19 protein-coding genes and 1 riboswitch are annotated in these 17,485 nt (G+C 61.8%); of the genes, 4 read left to right on the top strand and 15 right to left on the bottom strand.

What is annotated here, in order from left to right; translation table 11 throughout:
- Nucleotides 1-97: 97 nt before the first annotated feature.
- Nucleotides 98-1,462, bottom strand: coding sequence for a DNA recombination protein RmuC (locus AC19YS_RS26830; protein WP_178119661.1), 1,365 nt, complete (start codon nt 1,460-1,462; stop codon nt 98-100).
- Nucleotides 1,463-1,637: 175 nt separating this feature from the next.
- Nucleotides 1,638-1,961, bottom strand: a complete 324-nt coding sequence (locus tag AC19YS_RS26825; RefSeq protein ID WP_043293316.1) for an SEL1-like repeat protein — start codon at nt 1,959-1,961, stop codon at nt 1,638-1,640.
- Between the two features lie 458 nt (nt 1,962-2,419).
- Here AC19YS_RS26825 and AC19YS_RS26820 point away from each other — a divergent pair, with 458 nt between their 5' ends.
- From AC19YS_RS26820 to AC19YS_RS26805, 4 genes are all read left to right on the top strand, one after another.
- On the top strand, nt 2,420-2,725 hold the full coding sequence (locus AC19YS_RS26820; RefSeq protein WP_119742262.1) for a hypothetical protein: 306 nt from the start codon (nt 2,420-2,422) through the stop codon (nt 2,723-2,725).
- Nucleotides 2,726-3,168: 443 nt separating this feature from the next.
- On the top strand, nt 3,169-3,393 hold the full coding sequence (locus AC19YS_RS26815; protein ID WP_106576426.1) for a hypothetical protein: 225 nt from the start codon (nt 3,169-3,171) through the stop codon (nt 3,391-3,393).
- A gap of 278 nt (nt 3,394-3,671) precedes the next feature.
- Entirely contained in the window at nt 3,672-4,154 is a 483-nt protein-coding gene (locus AC19YS_RS26810; RefSeq protein ID WP_106576425.1) for a hypothetical protein, read from the top strand.
- Between the two features lie 146 nt (nt 4,155-4,300).
- Nucleotides 4,301-5,584 carry an OmpP1/FadL family transporter gene (locus AC19YS_RS26805; RefSeq protein ID WP_106576424.1) on the top strand — a complete coding sequence of 428 codons (1,284 nt, stop codon included), beginning with the start codon at nt 4,301-4,303 and terminating at the stop codon, nt 5,582-5,584.
- A gap of 64 nt (nt 5,585-5,648) precedes the next feature.
- Here AC19YS_RS26805 and AC19YS_RS26800 read toward each other — a convergent pair whose 3' ends face one another.
- The 13 genes from AC19YS_RS26800 to cobO all read right to left on the bottom strand — a co-directional run bounded on the left by AC19YS_RS26800 (nt 5,649) and on the right by cobO (nt 17,148).
- Nucleotides 5,649-6,197 (bottom strand): glutathione peroxidase, encoded by a 549-nt coding sequence (locus tag AC19YS_RS26800; protein ID WP_367241634.1) that lies wholly within the window; start codon nt 6,195-6,197, stop codon nt 5,649-5,651.
- 150 nt (nt 6,198-6,347) lie between these two features.
- Complete coding sequence (locus AC19YS_RS26795) at nt 6,348-7,556, bottom strand: MFS transporter (protein WP_434223063.1); 1,209 nt, start codon at nt 7,554-7,556, stop codon at nt 6,348-6,350.
- A gap of 54 nt (nt 7,557-7,610) precedes the next feature.
- Nucleotides 7,611-8,015, bottom strand: a complete 405-nt coding sequence (locus tag AC19YS_RS26790) for a MarR family winged helix-turn-helix transcriptional regulator (protein WP_106576421.1) — start codon at nt 8,013-8,015, stop codon at nt 7,611-7,613.
- A 42-nt stretch (nt 8,016-8,057) separates the two neighbouring features.
- Nucleotides 8,058-8,786, bottom strand: coding sequence for an adenosylcobinamide-GDP ribazoletransferase (locus tag AC19YS_RS26785; RefSeq protein ID WP_500603052.1), 729 nt, complete (start codon nt 8,784-8,786; stop codon nt 8,058-8,060).
- A 2-nt stretch (nt 8,787-8,788) separates the two neighbouring features.
- Nucleotides 8,789-9,364, bottom strand: a complete 576-nt coding sequence (gene cobC, locus AC19YS_RS26780; RefSeq protein WP_500603051.1) for an alpha-ribazole phosphatase family protein — start codon at nt 9,362-9,364, stop codon at nt 8,789-8,791.
- Complete coding sequence (gene cobT, locus AC19YS_RS26775; protein WP_500603050.1) at nt 9,361-10,416, bottom strand: nicotinate-nucleotide--dimethylbenzimidazole phosphoribosyltransferase; 1,056 nt, start codon at nt 10,414-10,416, stop codon at nt 9,361-9,363. The genes cobC and cobT overlap by 4 nt, the downstream gene beginning before the upstream one ends.
- Complete coding sequence (cobU, locus tag AC19YS_RS26770) at nt 10,413-10,934, bottom strand: bifunctional adenosylcobinamide kinase/adenosylcobinamide-phosphate guanylyltransferase (RefSeq protein WP_119742254.1); 522 nt, start codon at nt 10,932-10,934, stop codon at nt 10,413-10,415. Before cobU ends, cobT begins: the two co-directional genes overlap by 4 nt.
- Nucleotides 10,935-11,166: 232 nt before the next feature.
- Entirely contained in the window at nt 11,167-12,618 is a 1,452-nt protein-coding gene (locus tag AC19YS_RS26765; RefSeq protein WP_179609313.1) for a cobyric acid synthase, read from the bottom strand.
- Complete coding sequence (gene cobD / locus AC19YS_RS26760) at nt 12,615-13,604, bottom strand: threonine-phosphate decarboxylase CobD (protein ID WP_106576415.1); 990 nt, start codon at nt 13,602-13,604, stop codon at nt 12,615-12,617. The genes AC19YS_RS26765 and cobD overlap by 4 nt, the downstream gene beginning before the upstream one ends.
- A complete protein-coding gene (gene cbiB, locus AC19YS_RS26755; RefSeq protein ID WP_500603048.1) occupies nt 13,597-14,505 on the bottom strand; it encodes an adenosylcobinamide-phosphate synthase CbiB in 909 nt (302 codons plus the stop codon). The genes cobD and cbiB overlap by 8 nt, the downstream gene beginning before the upstream one ends.
- Nucleotides 14,502-15,152, bottom strand: a complete 651-nt coding sequence (gene bluB / locus AC19YS_RS26750; protein WP_106576413.1) for a 5,6-dimethylbenzimidazole synthase — start codon at nt 15,150-15,152, stop codon at nt 14,502-14,504. Before bluB ends, cbiB begins: the two co-directional genes overlap by 4 nt.
- Nucleotides 15,149-16,540, bottom strand: a complete 1,392-nt coding sequence (locus AC19YS_RS26745; RefSeq protein ID WP_500603046.1) for a cobyrinic acid a,c-diamide synthase CobB — start codon at nt 16,538-16,540, stop codon at nt 15,149-15,151. The genes bluB and AC19YS_RS26745 overlap by 4 nt, the downstream gene beginning before the upstream one ends.
- Nucleotides 16,537-17,148, bottom strand: a complete 612-nt coding sequence (gene cobO, locus AC19YS_RS26740) for a cob(I)yrinic acid a,c-diamide adenosyltransferase (RefSeq protein ID WP_106576411.1) — start codon at nt 17,146-17,148, stop codon at nt 16,537-16,539. The genes AC19YS_RS26745 and cobO overlap by 4 nt, the downstream gene beginning before the upstream one ends.
- A gap of 80 nt (nt 17,149-17,228) precedes the next feature.
- Nucleotides 17,229-17,478, bottom strand: a riboswitch (cobalamin riboswitch).
- Nucleotides 17,479-17,485 lie beyond the last annotated feature (7 nt).

Below are 17,485 nucleotides of genomic sequence, written 5' to 3'. Positions count from 1 at the left end.
GAACTCAATCTCCCTGTGGGAGCTGGCTTGCCTGCGATAGCGGTGCATCAGTCACCAAAGCTATCGCAGGCAAGCCAGCTCCCACATTGACCGCGCGCTATTCCGGTAAGTGTGCGACGCCGTCCGAGTCGGTCATCGCCCGTTCGAGCAAGTCCGCCGGCAGGCTTTTGCTCGCACGCGCGCCCAGCAACCTTAACTGCTCGGTTCGGCTGACCAGATTTCCACGACCATCCGTCAGCTTGTTTCGCGCCGCGCTGTAGGCCTTATCCAGCTGCTGCAGGCGGTTGCCGACTTCATCCAGGTCCTGGATAAACAGTACGAACTTGTCATACAGCCAGCCGGCGCGCTCGGCAATTTCCCGCGCGTTCTGGCTCTGGCGTTCCTGCTTCCACAGGCTGTCGATCACCCGCAGGGTGGCCAGCAAGGTGGTGGGGCTGACAATCACGATATGGCGGTCGAACGCCTCCTGGAACAGGTTCGGCTCGGCCTGCAACGCGGCGGAAAACGCAGCTTCTATCGGCACGAACAACAGCACGAAATCCAGGCTGTGCAGACCTTCGAGGCGCTTGTAATCCTTACCGGCCAAGCCTTTGACGTGATTGCGCAGGGACAGCACGTGCTGTTTCAGCGCCGCCTGGCCGATCACATCGTCATCCGCTGCAACGTATTGTTGATAGGCGGTGAGGCTGACCTTGGAGTCGACCACCACCTGCTTGTCGCCGGGCAGCATGATCAACACGTCCGGCTGGAAGCGCTCGCCGTCCGGGCCTTTGAGGCTGACCTGAGTCTGATACTCGCGGCCCTTCTCCAGACCGGCATGTTCAAGCACGCGCTCAAGAATCAGCTCGCCCCAGTTGCCCTGGGTTTTCTGGCCCTTGAGCGCGCGCGTGAGGTTGGTGGCCTCGTCTGACAGTCGCAGGTTCAGTTGCTGCAGGCGCTCAAGCTCCTTGGCCAGGGAGAAGCGCTCGCGCGCCTCATTCTGGTAGCTTTCTTCCACGCGCTTTTCAAACGACTGGATGCGTTCCTTGAGCGGGTCGAGCAACTGGCCCAGGCGCTCCTGGCTGGTTTCGGCAAACCGTTGCTCACGTTCATCGAAGATCTTGCCGGCAAGCTCGGCGAACTGCGCACGCAGCTCGTCCCGCGAGCCTTGCAGGTCAGCAAGGCGTTGTTGATGGCTTTCCTGTTGTTCGCGCAGTTCGGCGCGCAACGCCGAGGACAGCGCATCGAGGCGGCGCAGCTCGGTTTCCTTGGCACTGCGGTCGAGGTTCCAGGCGTGGGCGGCGTCGCGGGCGTTATCGCGGTCGATCTGGAGCAACTCGACTTCACGGCGAACGGCGGCCAGGTCAGCTTGTTTGGCGGCGTTGGCCTGGCTCAAGTCACTGATCTCGTCGCGGCTGGCGTCGAGTTGCGCGGCCAGCCCTTCCTGGGCCAGTTGCGCGGTGGCCAGGCGCTCTTCGAGCAGTTCCCAGCCGGTCATGCGCGCGCTCAGCCGCCGTTGAATCTGCCAGCACACAGCCAATAAAGGCACTGCAGCGCCAGCCAGGCCCAAGGCAATACTGGTCCAGTCAAAAGCAATCGCCATTTCTGCCATCACCGAAAAAGAGCAAGGTTAACCAAGCCTAGGGCTTGAGGACAGCTCAGTCTTCGACCTGCCCCAGTTCGCGCTGGGCGCGGCGGTCGCCGGCACGGGCGGCCAGGCGCAACAGGTCATGGCCGATGCGGCGGTCGCGGGCATTGCCGCACTCCCGGCACATCAGCTGGCCCAGGCGACTCTGCGCGGCAACCACACCTTCACGGGCCGGCTGCTTGAGCAAGCGCCCGGCGAAGTGCTTGACGTTGGTACTGTGCCCCAGGCGCGGGCTGTCGAGCAGCCACAAGGCAACTTTCAAGGAGAAACGCTTGGGTGCGGTAACAGTCTGAGGGGTGTCGGTAACAGAAGGTGATACTGAGCGAAACTTCATAAAGCACTGCGGGACAGAACGGAAGGCGCGCCACTCTACTCTTTTTTTCCTACAGGTAAAGCTGAAAAATCCTTGCACGCCCGTTCTAGAGCAAGCGCTTGGGACAATCCACAGAAGCTGTGGATAACTCAGTGGACAACCCACCTTTAACGCGCGCAAAGGCCCATGGAACGGGGGCCGCAGTCAAACTGACGATTTTTTCACCAATAAAAAAAAGCGATATTTTTCATTGACTTAAATTTTCATTGCAGGCAAATGGCGGCGCTTCCAGGCCATAGACAGACTGGTTACATACCCCGCAACTAATGTGCACAAGTACCCACCCACTGGTTATATGGCTGAGGTTTTTTGCTTCGACACGTCCGAAAAATGTTACCGACAGGCCAAGCCAGGCACTTTTCAAATCCGCGCCGGCTCGCCACACTGACCGACTCCCCCACGCAACCTCCTAAGGCTCGATGAAAGGAATCCTCTTATTCGCCGTGTTGCTGCTGGCCATCTGTGTAACCTCATTGGCGGTCAATGCCGCGCTGCCCTCCCCCGACGGTGCGCTGTTTGCCATCGCCATCCTGGTATCAGCCGCGTTTACTGCCGTAACGCTGTGCATAGAGTTGGGTGAAGGCAGAATCAACGACATGCGCGAGGTAATGAACGTGATCGAGACCGGGCGGTCCTGGCGCTTGACCCTGGCGGCCTACGGGCTCGGCTGCTCACTGGCCGCGGCGGCTACCGTGCTGGTCTACCGCGGTTTGTTGGGCAGTTGAATGAAGTTTTTTGGCTAGCACACTTCCTTTCCGTGTTTCAATCCGTTACTATCCGCGGCGTTAGTACCAAGCTGAAAGTCAATTCTGGTCGAACAACTCCCCTGAACAACACGGGATCGACCACCTCGATGGTTTCCAGGTATTCCTTGCGACGACACTGCCTTTGAACAAGCAAAGGGTGTCGCGAAGTTTCAATACTCTGACCGAACCAGCCTGCAAATTGATCAGGATCTTCACCCCGGGCCCAGAACCTTTGCCCCTGTTGTGTTGCCTGCCCTCCTAAGTACCTACCTGCCAGCCCAAGCGCGCCTAACTTATTAGCGCTTCAAACTGGCTGCTTTGTTCCAGTCGGGTTCTTCGTTTGATCAATGGTGATCAACGTTACTGGAACGTTTTAACGTTGCACGGTTCTTAACCGTGTCATTTGTAGGAACACCAATAATATGTCCGCTCAAATCCACACTCAGGATGCCATTCGCACCCTCACCAACGCTTTTGCACCAATGAATTGCCTGATCATGGCCGCTCGCAAAGGCTGCTTCAGCTTCACCCTGGTCAACGAACACGGCATCGCTCGTCACAGCGAACGCCTGTACCCCGATCAATACTCCAGCGCAGAGCCGCTGCAGGCCGTGATCGAGCGTACCCGTCAGGCATTGATTGCCTGATCGACCCGAGTCGCTGAAACCCAAAAAACCCTGCTTGAAACGCAGGGTTTTTTATTGCCCAAAATTCGGCTTTTGAGTACTTGCACTAAGTTCGAATAGGTATAAACGTTATAACTAAATGAAGAAGATGTTTTAAAAACAGTCCTTTACATCACAAATATGACACTACACTTCAACTCAAGCGGCATGATCCGCTTGCGACGAGCCTGAGGTCCGATTCACTGCTGCCAAGCTCCCCTCTCAGGCTTCGTCGACCACTTTCATGGACTGAGGCTCGTATGGGTATCGCCGCCAGCGAATTGTGTCGTTATGTGATCAGGCCGACGTTGATTTACCTCGGCCGCCATAACCCGACAGCTGAATCCCTGTTGCTGGGCATTGCCGCCAGCCAATCGGAACTCGGCTCCGCCCTGCATGATCGGCGCGGCCACGGCCTGTACAGCATCACCGAACCTCGTCATCGCGCGCTGTGGGACGACTACCTCGCACAGGACCCCGAGCGCGCCAGCCTGGTACGTGGGCTGGCCAGTCAACATGCCTTCCTCAGCGCGCCCCAGCTGGAGCTGACCGTCAACCTGCGCTACGCCACCGCCATCGCCTGGCTGCTGGTAGAACAGCATCGTCCTGCCCTGCCGCCACCGGGTGACGTACTGGCCATGGCGCGTATCTGGAAAGAAATATTTCACCCTCAAGGTCGGCTGCGGGATTTCACCCAAGCCTGGCAAACCTGTGTTTTACCCATGAATCAGGCCATATGTTGATCAGGCGTTTTGCAAGATTCGGCTAAAACCTTCGAATCTGGTCGGATTGTCCTACAAAACCGCTCTATCTCCGACATTACAGCCTATAGCGCTAACTTAAATTTATTGTTACTTTCCGCAGCGGTGATCACCACGGAGTTCTAATAATGAAAAAAGTAATGCTCAAGACCACACTTAGCCTCACCGTTGCCATGGCATCCTCCCAACTGTTCGCAAGCGGCTTTGCCCTGAACGAACAAGACGTCGCCGGTATGGGTACGGGTTTCGCAGGCCGCTCTTCTTCTGCCGATAACGCCAGCACTGTCTACGGTAACCCTGCCGGTATGGCTCGCCTCGAAGGCCAGCAGATTACTGGTGGTGTTGCCGCTATCGATGCCTCGACTGACATCAAAAACGCCAGCGGCCGTTCTTTCGGCAGCAACAAAGGCGACATGGTGCCATTCACGGCGGTCCCGTTTGGTTTCTACACCAACAAACTCAATGATCAGTGGGCCGTCGGCGTTGGTGTCTATGCACCTTTCGGCCTGGTGACCGATTATGAGAGGGGCTTCCAGGGTCGCTCGTTCGGCAGCTACAGCAAAGTGTCGGTTATCACCTTGCAGCCAACCGTCAGCTACGCCTTCAACGACCGGGTTTCCATCGGTTTCGGCCCGACCATCAACCGTATTTCCGGCAAGCTGGAATCGGAGTTGGCCCTGTCGACCAACCCTGCCGTCCCGAATAGCAACGTCACAATCAAAGGTGACGATACGGCTGTTGGCTTCAACGTCGGCGTGCTGGTACAAGCCACCGATACCACGCGCGTGGGCCTGACTTACCACTCCAAAGTCAGCTACAAGCTTGATGGCCACACCGAAGTCACGGCACCGACCCCGACGGCTCCACTGCTGGCAAGCGGCCGCTACGATGCGTCGTTGAGCATTGATACGCCAGAGTCTTACGACCTGTCCGTGACACAGGACCTGAGCGATGCCTGGAAACTCTACGCCGGTTCCACCTGGACTCGCTGGAGCCGCCTGAAAGACATCACTGTCGACAACCAGGGCGTTACCCGAGCTGGCGGCCTTGCCGCTCCGCAGATCGTGGGTACCATCAGCGAGCCACAGAACTGGCATGACACCTGGGCCTATGCCTTGGGTACTTCGTACCAAGTCACCAAACAAGTGGTACTGCGTACCGGCCTGACTTTCGACCAGTCGCCAACCAACAACACTGACCGTTCGCCACGCATCCCTACCGGCGACCGGACCATTTTCAGTGTTGGCCTGGGCTACGAAGTAATGCCGAACATGATCGTCGACGTGGCTTACTCCTACCTGAAGGAAGAGCCAGTCAAGGTCAACAAGGCCAACGCGCTGGGTTCGTCCTACAGCGCCAAGTACGAAAACAGCGCCAACGGCTTCGGCCTGGGCGTGACGTACAAGTTCTGATCCAACGCGTATAAAAAAGCCCCGCTCTCCTGCACAGGAGGCGGGGCTTTTTAATGACCGTCGATCAGGGCTTCGAGGCCAGTGCAGCCTCCACCGCCTTGATCAGGTCCGGGCTGTCCGGCTTGGTCAAACTGGAAAAGTTGGCAATCACCTTACCCTGGCGATCCACCACGTACTTATAGAAATTCCACTTGGGCGCGCTGGTCTGCTGCGCCAGAATCTTGAACAGGTGCACCGCATCCGGCCCCTTGACCGTCTGCGGCTCGGTCATCGTGAAGGTCACGCCGTAATTCACGTAGCAGACTTTGGCGGTCTCTTCACCGGTCTTGGCTTCCTGCTTGAAGTCATCGGACGGCACGCCGATCACTTCAAGCCCCTGCCCTTTGTAGCGCTGATACAACGCTTCGAGGCCCTTGAATTGCGGCGCGAAACCACAAAAGCTCGCGGTATTGACGATGACCAGGGGTTTGCCGGCAAAACGCTGGCACAAATCGATGGATTCTTTGGCCCGTAACTTGGGCAATTGCCCCTCCAGCAAGGGCGGACAGCTGGCGGCCACGGCCACACTGCCTACAGCCATCAGGACGGGTACAGCGAGCCAGCGCATCAGCATGTCGAAAGTCCTTGAGTCAGATCAGACACAGAACTTAACAGATCGACATACCCAGTTGCATCAATGCCAGCCCGCCATGCTGCCAGCCCCACCAGGCCAGCAGCAACAGCACCAGGCCTGCCGAGATCACCAACCCTCTTGCCGTCAAACTCATGCTGCCTCCATCTGCGCCTGCAAGCGTGCCACCGGCCGCTCGCGCACCGGCCAGTTGAGGGCCGCAGCGAGCAGGCTCAACAGAATCGCCACCTGCCAGATCAAATCGTAGTTGCCGGTTCGATCATAGACCACCCCGCCCAGCCAGCCCCCGAGGAACGAACCGAGTTGGTGGAACAGAAACACAATCCCACCGAGCATCGAGAGGTTTCGCACGCCGAACAGCGTCGCGACAGTGCCGTTGGTCAGCGGCACGGTGGACAGCCACAAAAAGCCCATGGCCATGCCGAACAGGTAGGCCGTGACTTCGGTCACCGGCGCCCACAGGAACAGCACAATCACCACCGCGCGCAACAGGTACAGGCCGGTGAGCAAGCGCGGCTTGGACATGCGCCCGCCGAGCCAGCCAGCGGTGTAGGTACCAAACACGTTAAACAGGCCGATCAACGCCAGCACCGTGGTACCCACCGTGGCCGGCAGATGCTGGTCCACCAGGTACGCCGGCAAGTGCACGCCGATAAACACCACCTGGAAACCGCAGACAAAAAAGCCGAAGGCCAGCAGCCAGAAGCCGGAATGCGAGCAGGCCTCTTTCAGGGCTTCACGCAGGGTTTGCTGACCGACCATCGCCGGCAGCGGTTTGTCCTTGAGCATCGCCACCAACGGCAGGATCAGCGCCACCATCAGGCCCAACGCCAACAAGGCGGCCGACCAGCCCAGCCAGCCGATCAGGCCCAAAGTGCCCGGCACCATCGCAAACTGGCCGAACGAACCTGCGGCGCTGGCAATGCCCATGGCCATGCTGCGTTTTTCCGGCGGCACTGCGCGGCCGACCACACCGAGAATCACCGAGAACGAAGTGCCCGACAGGCCAATCCCAATCAGCAAACCCGCACTGAGCGACAGCGACCACGCCGAATCCGACATGCCCATCAACACCAGCCCCACGGCGTACAGCACCCCACCGACAAACACCGCCTTGGTCGCGCCGAAGCGGTCGGCCAAGGCGCCGGTAAACGGCTGTGCCAGGCCCCAGATCAGGTTTTGCAGGGCGATGGCGAAGGCAAAGGTCTCACGGCCCCAGCCAAATTCCATGCTCATCGGCGTCAGGAACAGACCAAAGCCGTGCCGCACGCCCAACGACAACGCCAGGATCAGCGCACTCCCCACAAGAACCCAGCCACTGGTTCGCCACATCGAGGTCATTTCTTATTCTCCGCTCGCGGGTATATACCCGCTTGTAGTCGAACAAACCCGCGCTCAGGCGAGTTCGTCCAGCAAGGCCAACAAGGTTTCGCGTTTTTCAGCGCCCAACTGATCTATCAATTTCTGCTGCGCCGCCTCCCAAGCCGGCAACGCGGCAGCCAGGCGTTCTTCGCCGGCGACGGTCAACACCACCAAGCGATTACGCAGGTCATCGCCCTCGACCAACTGCACCAAGCCCTCGCCTTCCAATACCCGCAGGTTGCGCCCCAGGGTACTGCGGTCCAGGCCCATGGCTTCGGCCAGGCTGGAAATGCTCGGTTGATCGAGGCGCTGCAGGTTACACAGCAAAGAATACTGGGCAACGTTGATCCCGAAGCCGTCGAGAGCGCCGTCGTAATGCCTGCTGACGCCACGGGCGGCACGTCGCAGGTTGGTGCATAAACATTGGGAGGCAAGCATGGAGCGTGTATATACCCGCGATTGTGAAAATGCAAGAAAGTGTTACAGCGCCAAGCCGACCAGAACCGCGACTTCCAGCAACTCCAACAATGCGCCGGCCGTGTCACCCGTGGTGCCACCCAGCCGGTTGACCATCAACTGACGCAGCCCGATAAAGCACAGCGCAGCGAGTAAAACAGCGATCCCGCCACTGAAACCGCCGATCAGGACGCAGGACAGACCGCTGAGGATCAGCACCTGTTGGCCGACGATCCTGGGTAAATGATCCGACAGTGCCTGGCCCAAACCGCCTGCACGCACGTAACGCGTGGTAAGGAACAGCGCCAGCATCGACGCACGCCCGATCAGCGGCGCCAGAATCAGCGCCGTGCCGTTGTGCTGCTCGATCAAGGCCACCAGTGCGGTGAATTTGAGCAACAACACCAGCCCCAAAGTGACCACGGCAATCGGCCCGCTGCGCGGGTCTTTCATGATGGTCAGCGTGCGCTCGCGGTCGCCAAACCCACCAAGCCAGGCATCGGCGCTGTCCGCCAGGCCATCCAGATGCAGGCCACCACTGAGCAACACCCAGGCGGTCAGCACCAGCGCAGCATGCAGCAATAACGGTGCGCCCATCAGGGCTGTGTTCAGGGCCCACAACAGCAGCCCGAACAGCAACCCCACCACCGGGTAAAACAGCAACGAACGCCCCAATTCCTGAGGCTGCGGCATGCCGGGCAGGCAAATCGGCAGGCTGCTGAGAAATTGCAGGGCGATCCAGAACGCCAGCATCTTCAGACTCCTTCCTTCAGCACACCATCGGCCGTCACCTGCAGGCTGAACAGCCCACCGTGGCCGACCTCGACATTCAGTAGCTGCTCACGCGGCAAACCGCGCGCCTGCGCCAGCAGCAGCCGCATCACGCCACCGTGGCTGATCAACAGCACGCGCTGTGTGGCATATGCCTGATGCAACCGTGAGACGGCGCCGAGAACGCGTGCAGAAAAGTCGCTGACGCGCTCGCCTTCAGGCGGTGTAAAGCTGTAAGGATCGGCCCAGAACCGGCCCAAGCCTTCGGCATCGGTTTCCATCAGCGCCGCCGCGCTCTGCCCTTCCCAGGCGCCGAAGTGCAGCTCCTGCAGATCCTTTTCCAGGCTCACCGGCACCCGCAGCCGTGCGCCCAGCTCGTGGGCGAACAGCGCACAGCGTTGCAGCGGCGAACTGACCAACCGGTCCCACGGCCCCTGGTCTGCCACGGCGGCACGCATCTGCTCCCAGCCTTTGGCGGTGAGCGCGTCGTCCAGGCTGCCGCGCAGGCCGCCGCCCAGTTCGGTTTCGCCGTGGCGCAGCAGGTCCAGGTGCAAGGTCATGCGGGGCGGTCTGCCACGGCGGCTTCGGCGAACGTCGCCATCTGCCCGTGCAGCGCGCAGGCCAGGCGCAACAACGGCACCGCCAGCGCCGCACCGCTGCCCTCACCCAGGCGCAGGCCCAGTTCCAGCAGCGGTTGCGCGTCAAGGCTGTGCAGCACGTGACGATGACCGGGCTCAGCGCCGCGGTGGCCGAACACCAACCACTCACGGCTCGCCGGATTCAGGCGTGTAGCCACCAGCGCCGCGACCGTGCAGATAAACCCGTCCACCAGCACCACGATGCCTTCCTGGGCGCAGGCCAGATAAGCCCCCACCAACGCGGCAATTTCGAAACCACCCAGGTTGAACAACGTGTTCAATGCGTCGTCACGTTGCGCTGCATGCAAGGCCAGCGCGCGTTCAATCACCGCCACTTTGTGGCTGACGCCCTGGGCGTTCAAGCCGGTGCCCGGGCCGGTCAGATCGCTCACCTGGCAATCGAGCAAGGCGCACGCCAAGGCACTGGCGGCAGTGGTGTTGCCGATGCCCATCTCGCCGCCGATAAACAGCTGTGCGCCGCTTTGCAACGCACGGTGCGCACTGTCACGCCCGGCTTGCAAGGCAAGTCGCCCTTGCGCTGCGGTCATCGCCGGGCCGTTGACGAAGTTGGCCGTGCCGGCGCCGATATTCAAATGACGCACACCCTGCAGATCCAACGACGGCGTGACGGTCCCGAGGTCGACCACTTCCAGCTGCGCATTCAACTGCCGCGCTAATACGCTGATGGCCGCGCCACCGGTGACAAAGTTGTGCAACATCTGGCCGGTCACTTCCTGTGGAAATGCCGATACGCCTTCTGCAACCACGCCGTGGTCACCGGCAAAGATGGCGATCCACACCTGATCCACCGCAGGTTTGACCTGGCCTTGCAAGCCGGCCAATTGCACCGCTAGGGCTTCGAGCTGGCCGAGCGAGCCGGCTGGCTTGGTCAGTTGCTGCTGACGAGCCAGCGCGTGTTCATGCGCCGAAGTGTCGACGGCCTTGCAGGGGTTGAGCCACCAGGAGTCAGTCATAACGCAGTACCTTTCAAAGTCAGGGGCAGGCCGGCGACGGTCAGGACCACACGCTGACACCGCTCGGCCAAGGCTTGATGCAGCCAACCGGCTTCATCCACATAGCGGCGAGTCAATTCGCCCAGCGGCACGACACCCATTCCGGTTTCGTTGCTGACAAAAATGATTTCACCCGGCAGCGAGACCAGGGTTTGCAGCAGTTGATCGCGCTCGAACGCCAGGCGTGCCGGGTTCTCCAGCATCAACAAATTGGTGAGCCACAGGGTCAGGCAATCCACCAGCAGGCAGCGGTCGGCGGCGGCGCTTTCGCGCAATACACGCGCCAGCTCGATGGGTTCTTCGATCAGCCCCCAGTGATCGGGACGGCGCTGGCGATGCAGTGCGACGCGCTCGTTCATCTCGCCGTCCAGCGGCTGGCTGGTGGCGATGTAGGTGACAAGCAAGCCACAGTCACTCGCCAGCTTTTCGGCGAGGCGGCTCTTGCCGGAACGGGCGCCGCCGAGGATCAGTTGATACATGGGAAGGCACCTGTGTTGGCCGGCTGACAGTGTGAGGCGGGCACTGGCCCGTGTGGGAGCGGGCTTGCTCGCAAACGCGGTGTGTCAGTCAGCCGATTTGTCACCCAAGCACCGCATTCGCGAGCAAGCCCGCTCCAACCTTTAAGAAGCGGTGCAACAGTTGAACCGGGGTTGGCTGGCCGGGCGCCCTCGCAGGCGAGCCGGCAGCTGATGGGGGATTGGGTGTACACCGTCAGATCCCGCATAGCTTGCGCAACAGTTCAGTGTCCAGATGGTTCTCCACCAGGTCCGCCAGGCGCTCAATGTCGCGCTCGCGCAGGGCGTGATAATCCACCTCTTGTACATCCTGCAGCCCGGCCCAACGCAGTAAAGCACTGCACGCCGCCGGGGTTTCGAACACCCCGTGCAGATAGGTGCCAAGAATCTGACCGTCTTCACTCAGGGCACCGTCACGGCGGCCGTCATCCAACAGCACGGCAGCATTCGACAAGGCACTGCCGGAGGTCACGCCGGCATGGATTTCATAACCACTGACCTCGGCGTCCTCCAGCAGCAACCGTCCGCGCACATTGCGCAATTGTTTCTCTTGTTCCAGCGTCGTGCTGAACGCCAGCAACCCGAGAGCCTCGCTGGAACCGGCCAACCCTTCCAGGCCGAGCGGGTCATGCACCTGCTCGCCGAGCATCTGCAGGCCGCCGCAAATCCCCAGGACCTTGCCGCCATAGCGCAAGTGCCGCGCAATGGCAGTGTCCCAGCCGTTGGCGCGCAAATAGGCCAGATCGCTGCGCACGCTTTTGGAGCCCGGCAGGATAATCAGGTCGGCAGCCGGAATGGCCTGGCCTGGGCCGATAAACTGTAAATCCACCTGGGGATGTAAACGCAGCGGGTCAAAATCCGTGTGGTTGCTGATGCGCGGCAACACCGGCACCACCACCTTGAGTACCTGGGCGGCCTTGTCGATCTGACGCTGATCAATGCCGTCTTCGGCTTCCAGGTGCAGGTCCATCACGTAGGGCAGCACGCCCACCACCGGCTTGCCGGTGCGCGCTTCGAGCCAATCGAGCCCCGGCTGCAACAGCGCGATATCACCGCGAAAGCGATTGATAATGAAGCCTTTGACCCGTGCCTGCTCGGTCGGCGACAGCAATTGGAGGGTGCCGACCAGATGCGCAAACACGCCGCCGCGATTGATATCGGCGATCAACAACACCGGGCAGTCCACCGCCTCGGCGAAGCCCATATTGGCGATGTCATTGGCGCGCAGGTTGATCTCCGCCGGGGAGCCCGCGCCTTCCACCATCACCACCGGGTAGGCCTCGCTCAACCGTGCATGGGAGGCGAGCACCGCCTGCATCGCGATGGCCTTGTAGTCGTGATAGGCCACGGCGTTCATGCTGGTCACGGCACGGCCATGGATAATCACTTGGGAGCCGGTGTCACTGTTGGGCTTGAGCAGCACCGGGTTCATGTCGGTGTGCGGTGCCAGATTGGCGGCCTGGGCCTGCACGGCCTGGGCGCGGCCGATTTCGCCGCCCTCAGCGGTGACGGCGCTGTTGAGTGCCATGTTCTGTGGTTTGAACGGCACCACGCCAATGCCTTGGCGTACCAGCCAACGGCACAGCGCGGTCACCAGCGTGCTTTTACCGGCGTCAGACGTGGTGCCTTGCACCATCAACGTACTCATGCGGCGTCCTTGTAAGCGGCCAGGGCCTCATCGAGTCGCAACCAATCGGCCTCAGTGTCGGGCAGACCGAAGCGCAGGCTGCTGTCGTGGACAAACAGGCGCAGCAGGATGCCGCGCTGGGCCATGAATTCGTGCAGGCGTTCGGCGTGCGGGGTGATCAGCCATTGGAACAACGCGCAGCCGCCCTGAGGCTCAAAGCCGTGCCGCTCAAGCAGCGCGAACAAGCGCTGGCCGGCTTCGATACAGCGATGACGCTGCTCGGCATGCCCGGCCGTATCGCGCAGGCACACCTGGCCAAGCACCCGCGTCGGCCCACTGACTGCCCACGGGCCAAGCTGTTCGGCCAACAGCTTGAGCAGCTTGCGTTCCGCCAGCACAAAGCCCAGGCGCACACCGGCCAGGCCAAAGAACTTGCCGAATGAGCGCAACACAATCAGGCCGACTTGATGGGCCTGGCTGGCGAGGCTCAATTGCGGGGTCACGTCCATGAACGCTTCGTCCACCACCAGCCAGCCGCCGCGCTGGGCCAGCCGTGAGTGCCAGTCGAGCAGGCGCTGCGGCGGCAGACTCAGGCCGGTGGGGTTATTCGGATTGACCACCACCAGCACGTCGAGGCCGTCGAGAAAAAAGTCGACTTCCTGCTCCTGCACTTCGCGCACCACGTAACCGGCGCGGCGCCAGGCTTCGGCGTGTTCGGCATAACACGGCGACAACACGCCGACCTTGCCGGAGCGACGCAAGCGCGGCAGCAACTGAATCGCCGCCTGGGAACCCGCCACCGGCAACACGTGAGCGGCGCCGTAGTACTCGCTGGCGGCCTTTTCCAGGCCGTCGTCGGTTTCCGGCAATCGCGCCCAGGCCCGCAGCGGAATCTCGGGAATCGGCCACGGCCAGGGCGCCAGGCCGCTGGACAGGTCGAGCCAGTCCGCCTCGGCAATCCCGTACTCAATCACTGCCTTACGCAGCCGGCCACCGTGCTCAAGCATAAAATTGCGCCCCCGCGCACAGGATCAACAGCCATAACCATACGCCGCGCTGCACCAGTTGCCAGCCACGCTCGATGGCGTCGGCATCGGCCGCCGGGCCTTCGCCCAACTGCGCACGCTGATGCAGCTCGCCGTGATAAATCGCCGCCCCGCCCAATTCAACACCCAGCGCGCCCGCACCGGCTGCCATCACCGGCCCGGCGTTGGGGCTGTCCCAGGTCGGCGCCTGGGCGCGCCAGCATTTAAGCGCCAGGCGGGTTTTGCCGAGTACCGCGTAGGTCAACGCCACCAGACGCGCAGGAATGTAGTTGAGCACATCGTCGATTTTTGCCGCCGCCCAGCCGAAACGCTCAAAGCGCTCGTTGCGATAACCCCACATGGCATCAAGGGTGTTGCTCAGGCGATAAAGCACCACGCCGGGCACGCCGGCCACGACAAACCAGAACAGCGCGGCGAACACCGCGTCGCTGCCGTTCTCGAGCACCGATTCAGTCGCGGCGCGCGCAACTTCAGTGCTGTCCAGTTCGCTGGTCTGACGGCTGACGAGGTAGCTCACGCGTTTACGCGCTTCTTCCAGGTCACCGCTGCGCAACGCCTGGGCGACTGGAAGCACGTGCTCGCCAAGGCTGCGCATGCCCAGCGCCATGTACAGCGCCAGAATCTCCAGCACCCAGCCGATATACGGCGCCCACGACAGCACGGTGGCCAGCAACGTCAGCGGCACCACCGCGATAAACCAGGCGGTCACGCCATGGCTGCGCCACCCGCGGCCGCCGCTGTTGAAACGTTGCTCGATACGCCCGGCAAAGTTGCCGAACGCCACCAGCGGATGCCAGCGCCTGGGCTCGCCCAGCAGCGCATCCAGCGCCACCGCAGCGACACACAGCAAGGCCACACTCATTGACTCACTCCCCACACATTCTCATACACCATGTCACTCAGCGGCCGAGGCTCGGTCCAGCCTTCGAGTTGCAACATCGGTGCCGGGTAGAACTCGGCCACCGGGCCCAGGCACAACACCGCCAAGGGCTTTGCACCCGCCGGCAGCCGCAGCAGATCGGCCAGGGCCTGGGGTTCGAACAACGAAACCCAGCCCATCCCAAGGCCTTCGACGCGGGCGGCCAACCACAGGTTCTGGATTGCACAGGATAACGAGGCCATGTCCATTTCCGGCAAGGTGCGCCGGCCAAAGATGTGGCGCTCGCGATCATCCATCAGCGCGGCCACCAGCACTTCGGCGCAGTCATGGATGCCTTCGACCTTGAGCTTCATGAAGTCGTCGGAGCGCTGGCCCAGGGCCTCGGCGGTGCGCACGCGCTCTTCTTCCACCAACTGTTGGATTTGGCCGCGCAGCGCGCGGTCGCTGATTCGGATGAATCGCCACGGTTGCATCAAGCCGACGCTGGGCGCCTGGTGTGCGGCCTGGAGCAGGCGTTGCAGCAACTCGGGGGCCACGCTGCCGCCGATGAAGTGACGCATGTCGCGGCGTTCGGCGATGGCGCGGTAGACGGCGTCGCGTTCGGCTTGGGGGAAGGCGTTGTCCGTCATGGCCTCTTCGCGAGCAAGCCCGCTCCCATATTGGATTGAGTTTCAACTCGGTCAGTTGTGGGAACGGGATTGCCCGCGATAGCGGTCTCAGGGCCAGGCGCAAACAATGCAGCCGCCGCCGCCGGATTGGAGGGGAAATAAAAGTGCACGTAGGAAGCCGTCATCCGCCCCTGCCTGTAAACCGCTTCGGCGCCACGCCCGCCGTTAGGGCTCAAGCCTCGGGCGATCGGCGCCCATTCGGTGCTGGTCAGCGAATGATGATAGGTATGGCCGCGCAGCACCCCTTCCGGCAACTCGACACTTTGCAAAGCCAGCGCCGCCAGCTTCTTTTGCATCACCGCGTCGCCCTGCAGCAGGCCAACCAATTCGGCACGGGTACCGTCGACATCGGTCAGCGAGTCCAGCAGGTAGAGCATGCCGCCGCACTCGGCGAGCAACGGCTTGCCTGCCGCGTGATGCGCGCGAATGGCGTTAAGCATCGGGGTGTTTTCCGACAGCGCCTGGTGGTGCAATTCCGGGTAGCCACCGGGCAGGTAGAGGCTGTCGGCCTCAGGCAATTGGCTATCGTGAATCGGCGAGAAGAAGCGCAATTCGGCGCCCATCGCGCGCAGCAGGTCGAGGCTGGCGCCGTAGGTAAACGCAAAGGCTTCGTCGCGGGCCACGGCGATGCGCACGCCCGCCAGCAGCGGCTCGGCCTCGATCACTTCGGGCGCGGCGAACGTCACCGGTGGCGGCACGGCAACTTCGCAGCTGCTGCCCAGGGCTTGGGCGGCGGCGTCCAGGCGCATATCGAGGTCATTCAATTCGCTGGCTTGCACCAGGCCCAAGTGGCGGCTGGGCAACTCGATGCCGGTTTCACGCGACAACGCGCCGTACCAGCGCAGGCCTTCAGTGAGGCTGCCTTCAAGCAACTGCGCATGGCGTAGGGTGCCAACGCGGTTGGCCAGCACGCCGGCGAACGGCAGGTCCGGCTGATAGCGCGCCAGGCCCAAGGCCAGCGCGCCGAAGGTCTGGGCCATGGCGGTGCCGTCGATCACGCCCAGCACCGGCACACCAAAGTGCCGCGCTAGGTCGGCGCTGGAGGGCGTGCCGTCGAACAGGCCCATCACGCCTTCGATCAGGATTAGGTCAGCTTCGCCCGCCGCTTCCCACAGCAAACGGCGACTTTCCTGCTCGCCGACCATCCACATGTCCAACTGGTACACCGGCGCACCGCTGGCGCGCTCGTGAATCATCGGGTCGAGAAAGTCCGGCCCGCACTTGAACACGCGCACCTTGCGTCCCAGGTTGCGGTGCAAACGCGCCAGCGCCGCGGTGACGGTGGTTTTGCCCTGGCCGGATGCCGGTGCGGCGATCAGTACGGCCGGGCAATGACGGGGCTGGTTCAAAGTTCGACGCCCTTCTGTGCCTTGATACCGGCCTGGAACGCGTGCTTGAGCATGCCCATTTCGGTGACGGTGTCGCCCATTTCGATCAACTCGGGCTTGGCGCCACGGCCGGTGACCACCACGTGCTGCATTGGCGGGCGGGCTTGCAGGTCGCTGAGTACCTGGTCCAGATCAAGGTAGCCGTGCTTGAGGGCGATGTTCAGCTCATCCAGCACGACCAGACCGATGGACGGGTCTTGCAGCAATTGGCGCGAAACTGCCCAGGCGGCTTCGGCGGCGGCGATGTCGCGCTGGCGGTCCTGGGTTTCCCAGGTAAAGCCTTCGCCCATCACGTGAAAGCGCACTTGCTCGGGGAAGCGACGGAAGAACAACTCCTCGCCGGTGCTGTTGCGCCCCTTGATGAACTGCACCACGCCGCACTGCATGCCATGGCCCATGGCGCGGGCGAGCATGCCAAACGCCGAGCTGCTTTTGCCTTTGCCGTTGCCGGTCAATACCAGCAACAAGCCGCATTCGTTCGGGGAATTGGCGATGCGTTCATCGATCACGGCTTTTTTGCGCAGCATGCGCGCCAGGTGGCGTTCGTCGCGGTCGGGGGAATCGGTCATGGCAGCTCTCCGTTGGGGCTGGACAAAAAACGGCGGGCAGGAAAATAGACACACAGACAGCCAAGCATCGCCCACCGTGATGCTGTTGGATGATCCAGGCCGGTCTCCGGGCTCATGAGTGGCGCTTGCTCAGCGAGCGAGCAGGCCGACGGCGCGCCTTCCCATATCACGCGGATACAGTGGCAAAAGGCACCGTCTTGACTCATTTACCGTTGCGGGGGCAGCGCCGGAATCGCGGCAGCACTGTGTACAAGTGCGCTCACTCACCGGCTTCCCTGTTTCACTCTGTCGACCCACAGGTCACAGAGCACCTGAAACAAGCCGCGAAGGTTAGTGG

It is taken from the genome of Pseudomonas sp. MF08831 (assembly GCF_059862645.1).
This window is presented reverse-complemented; position numbering and strand designations above follow the sequence as displayed.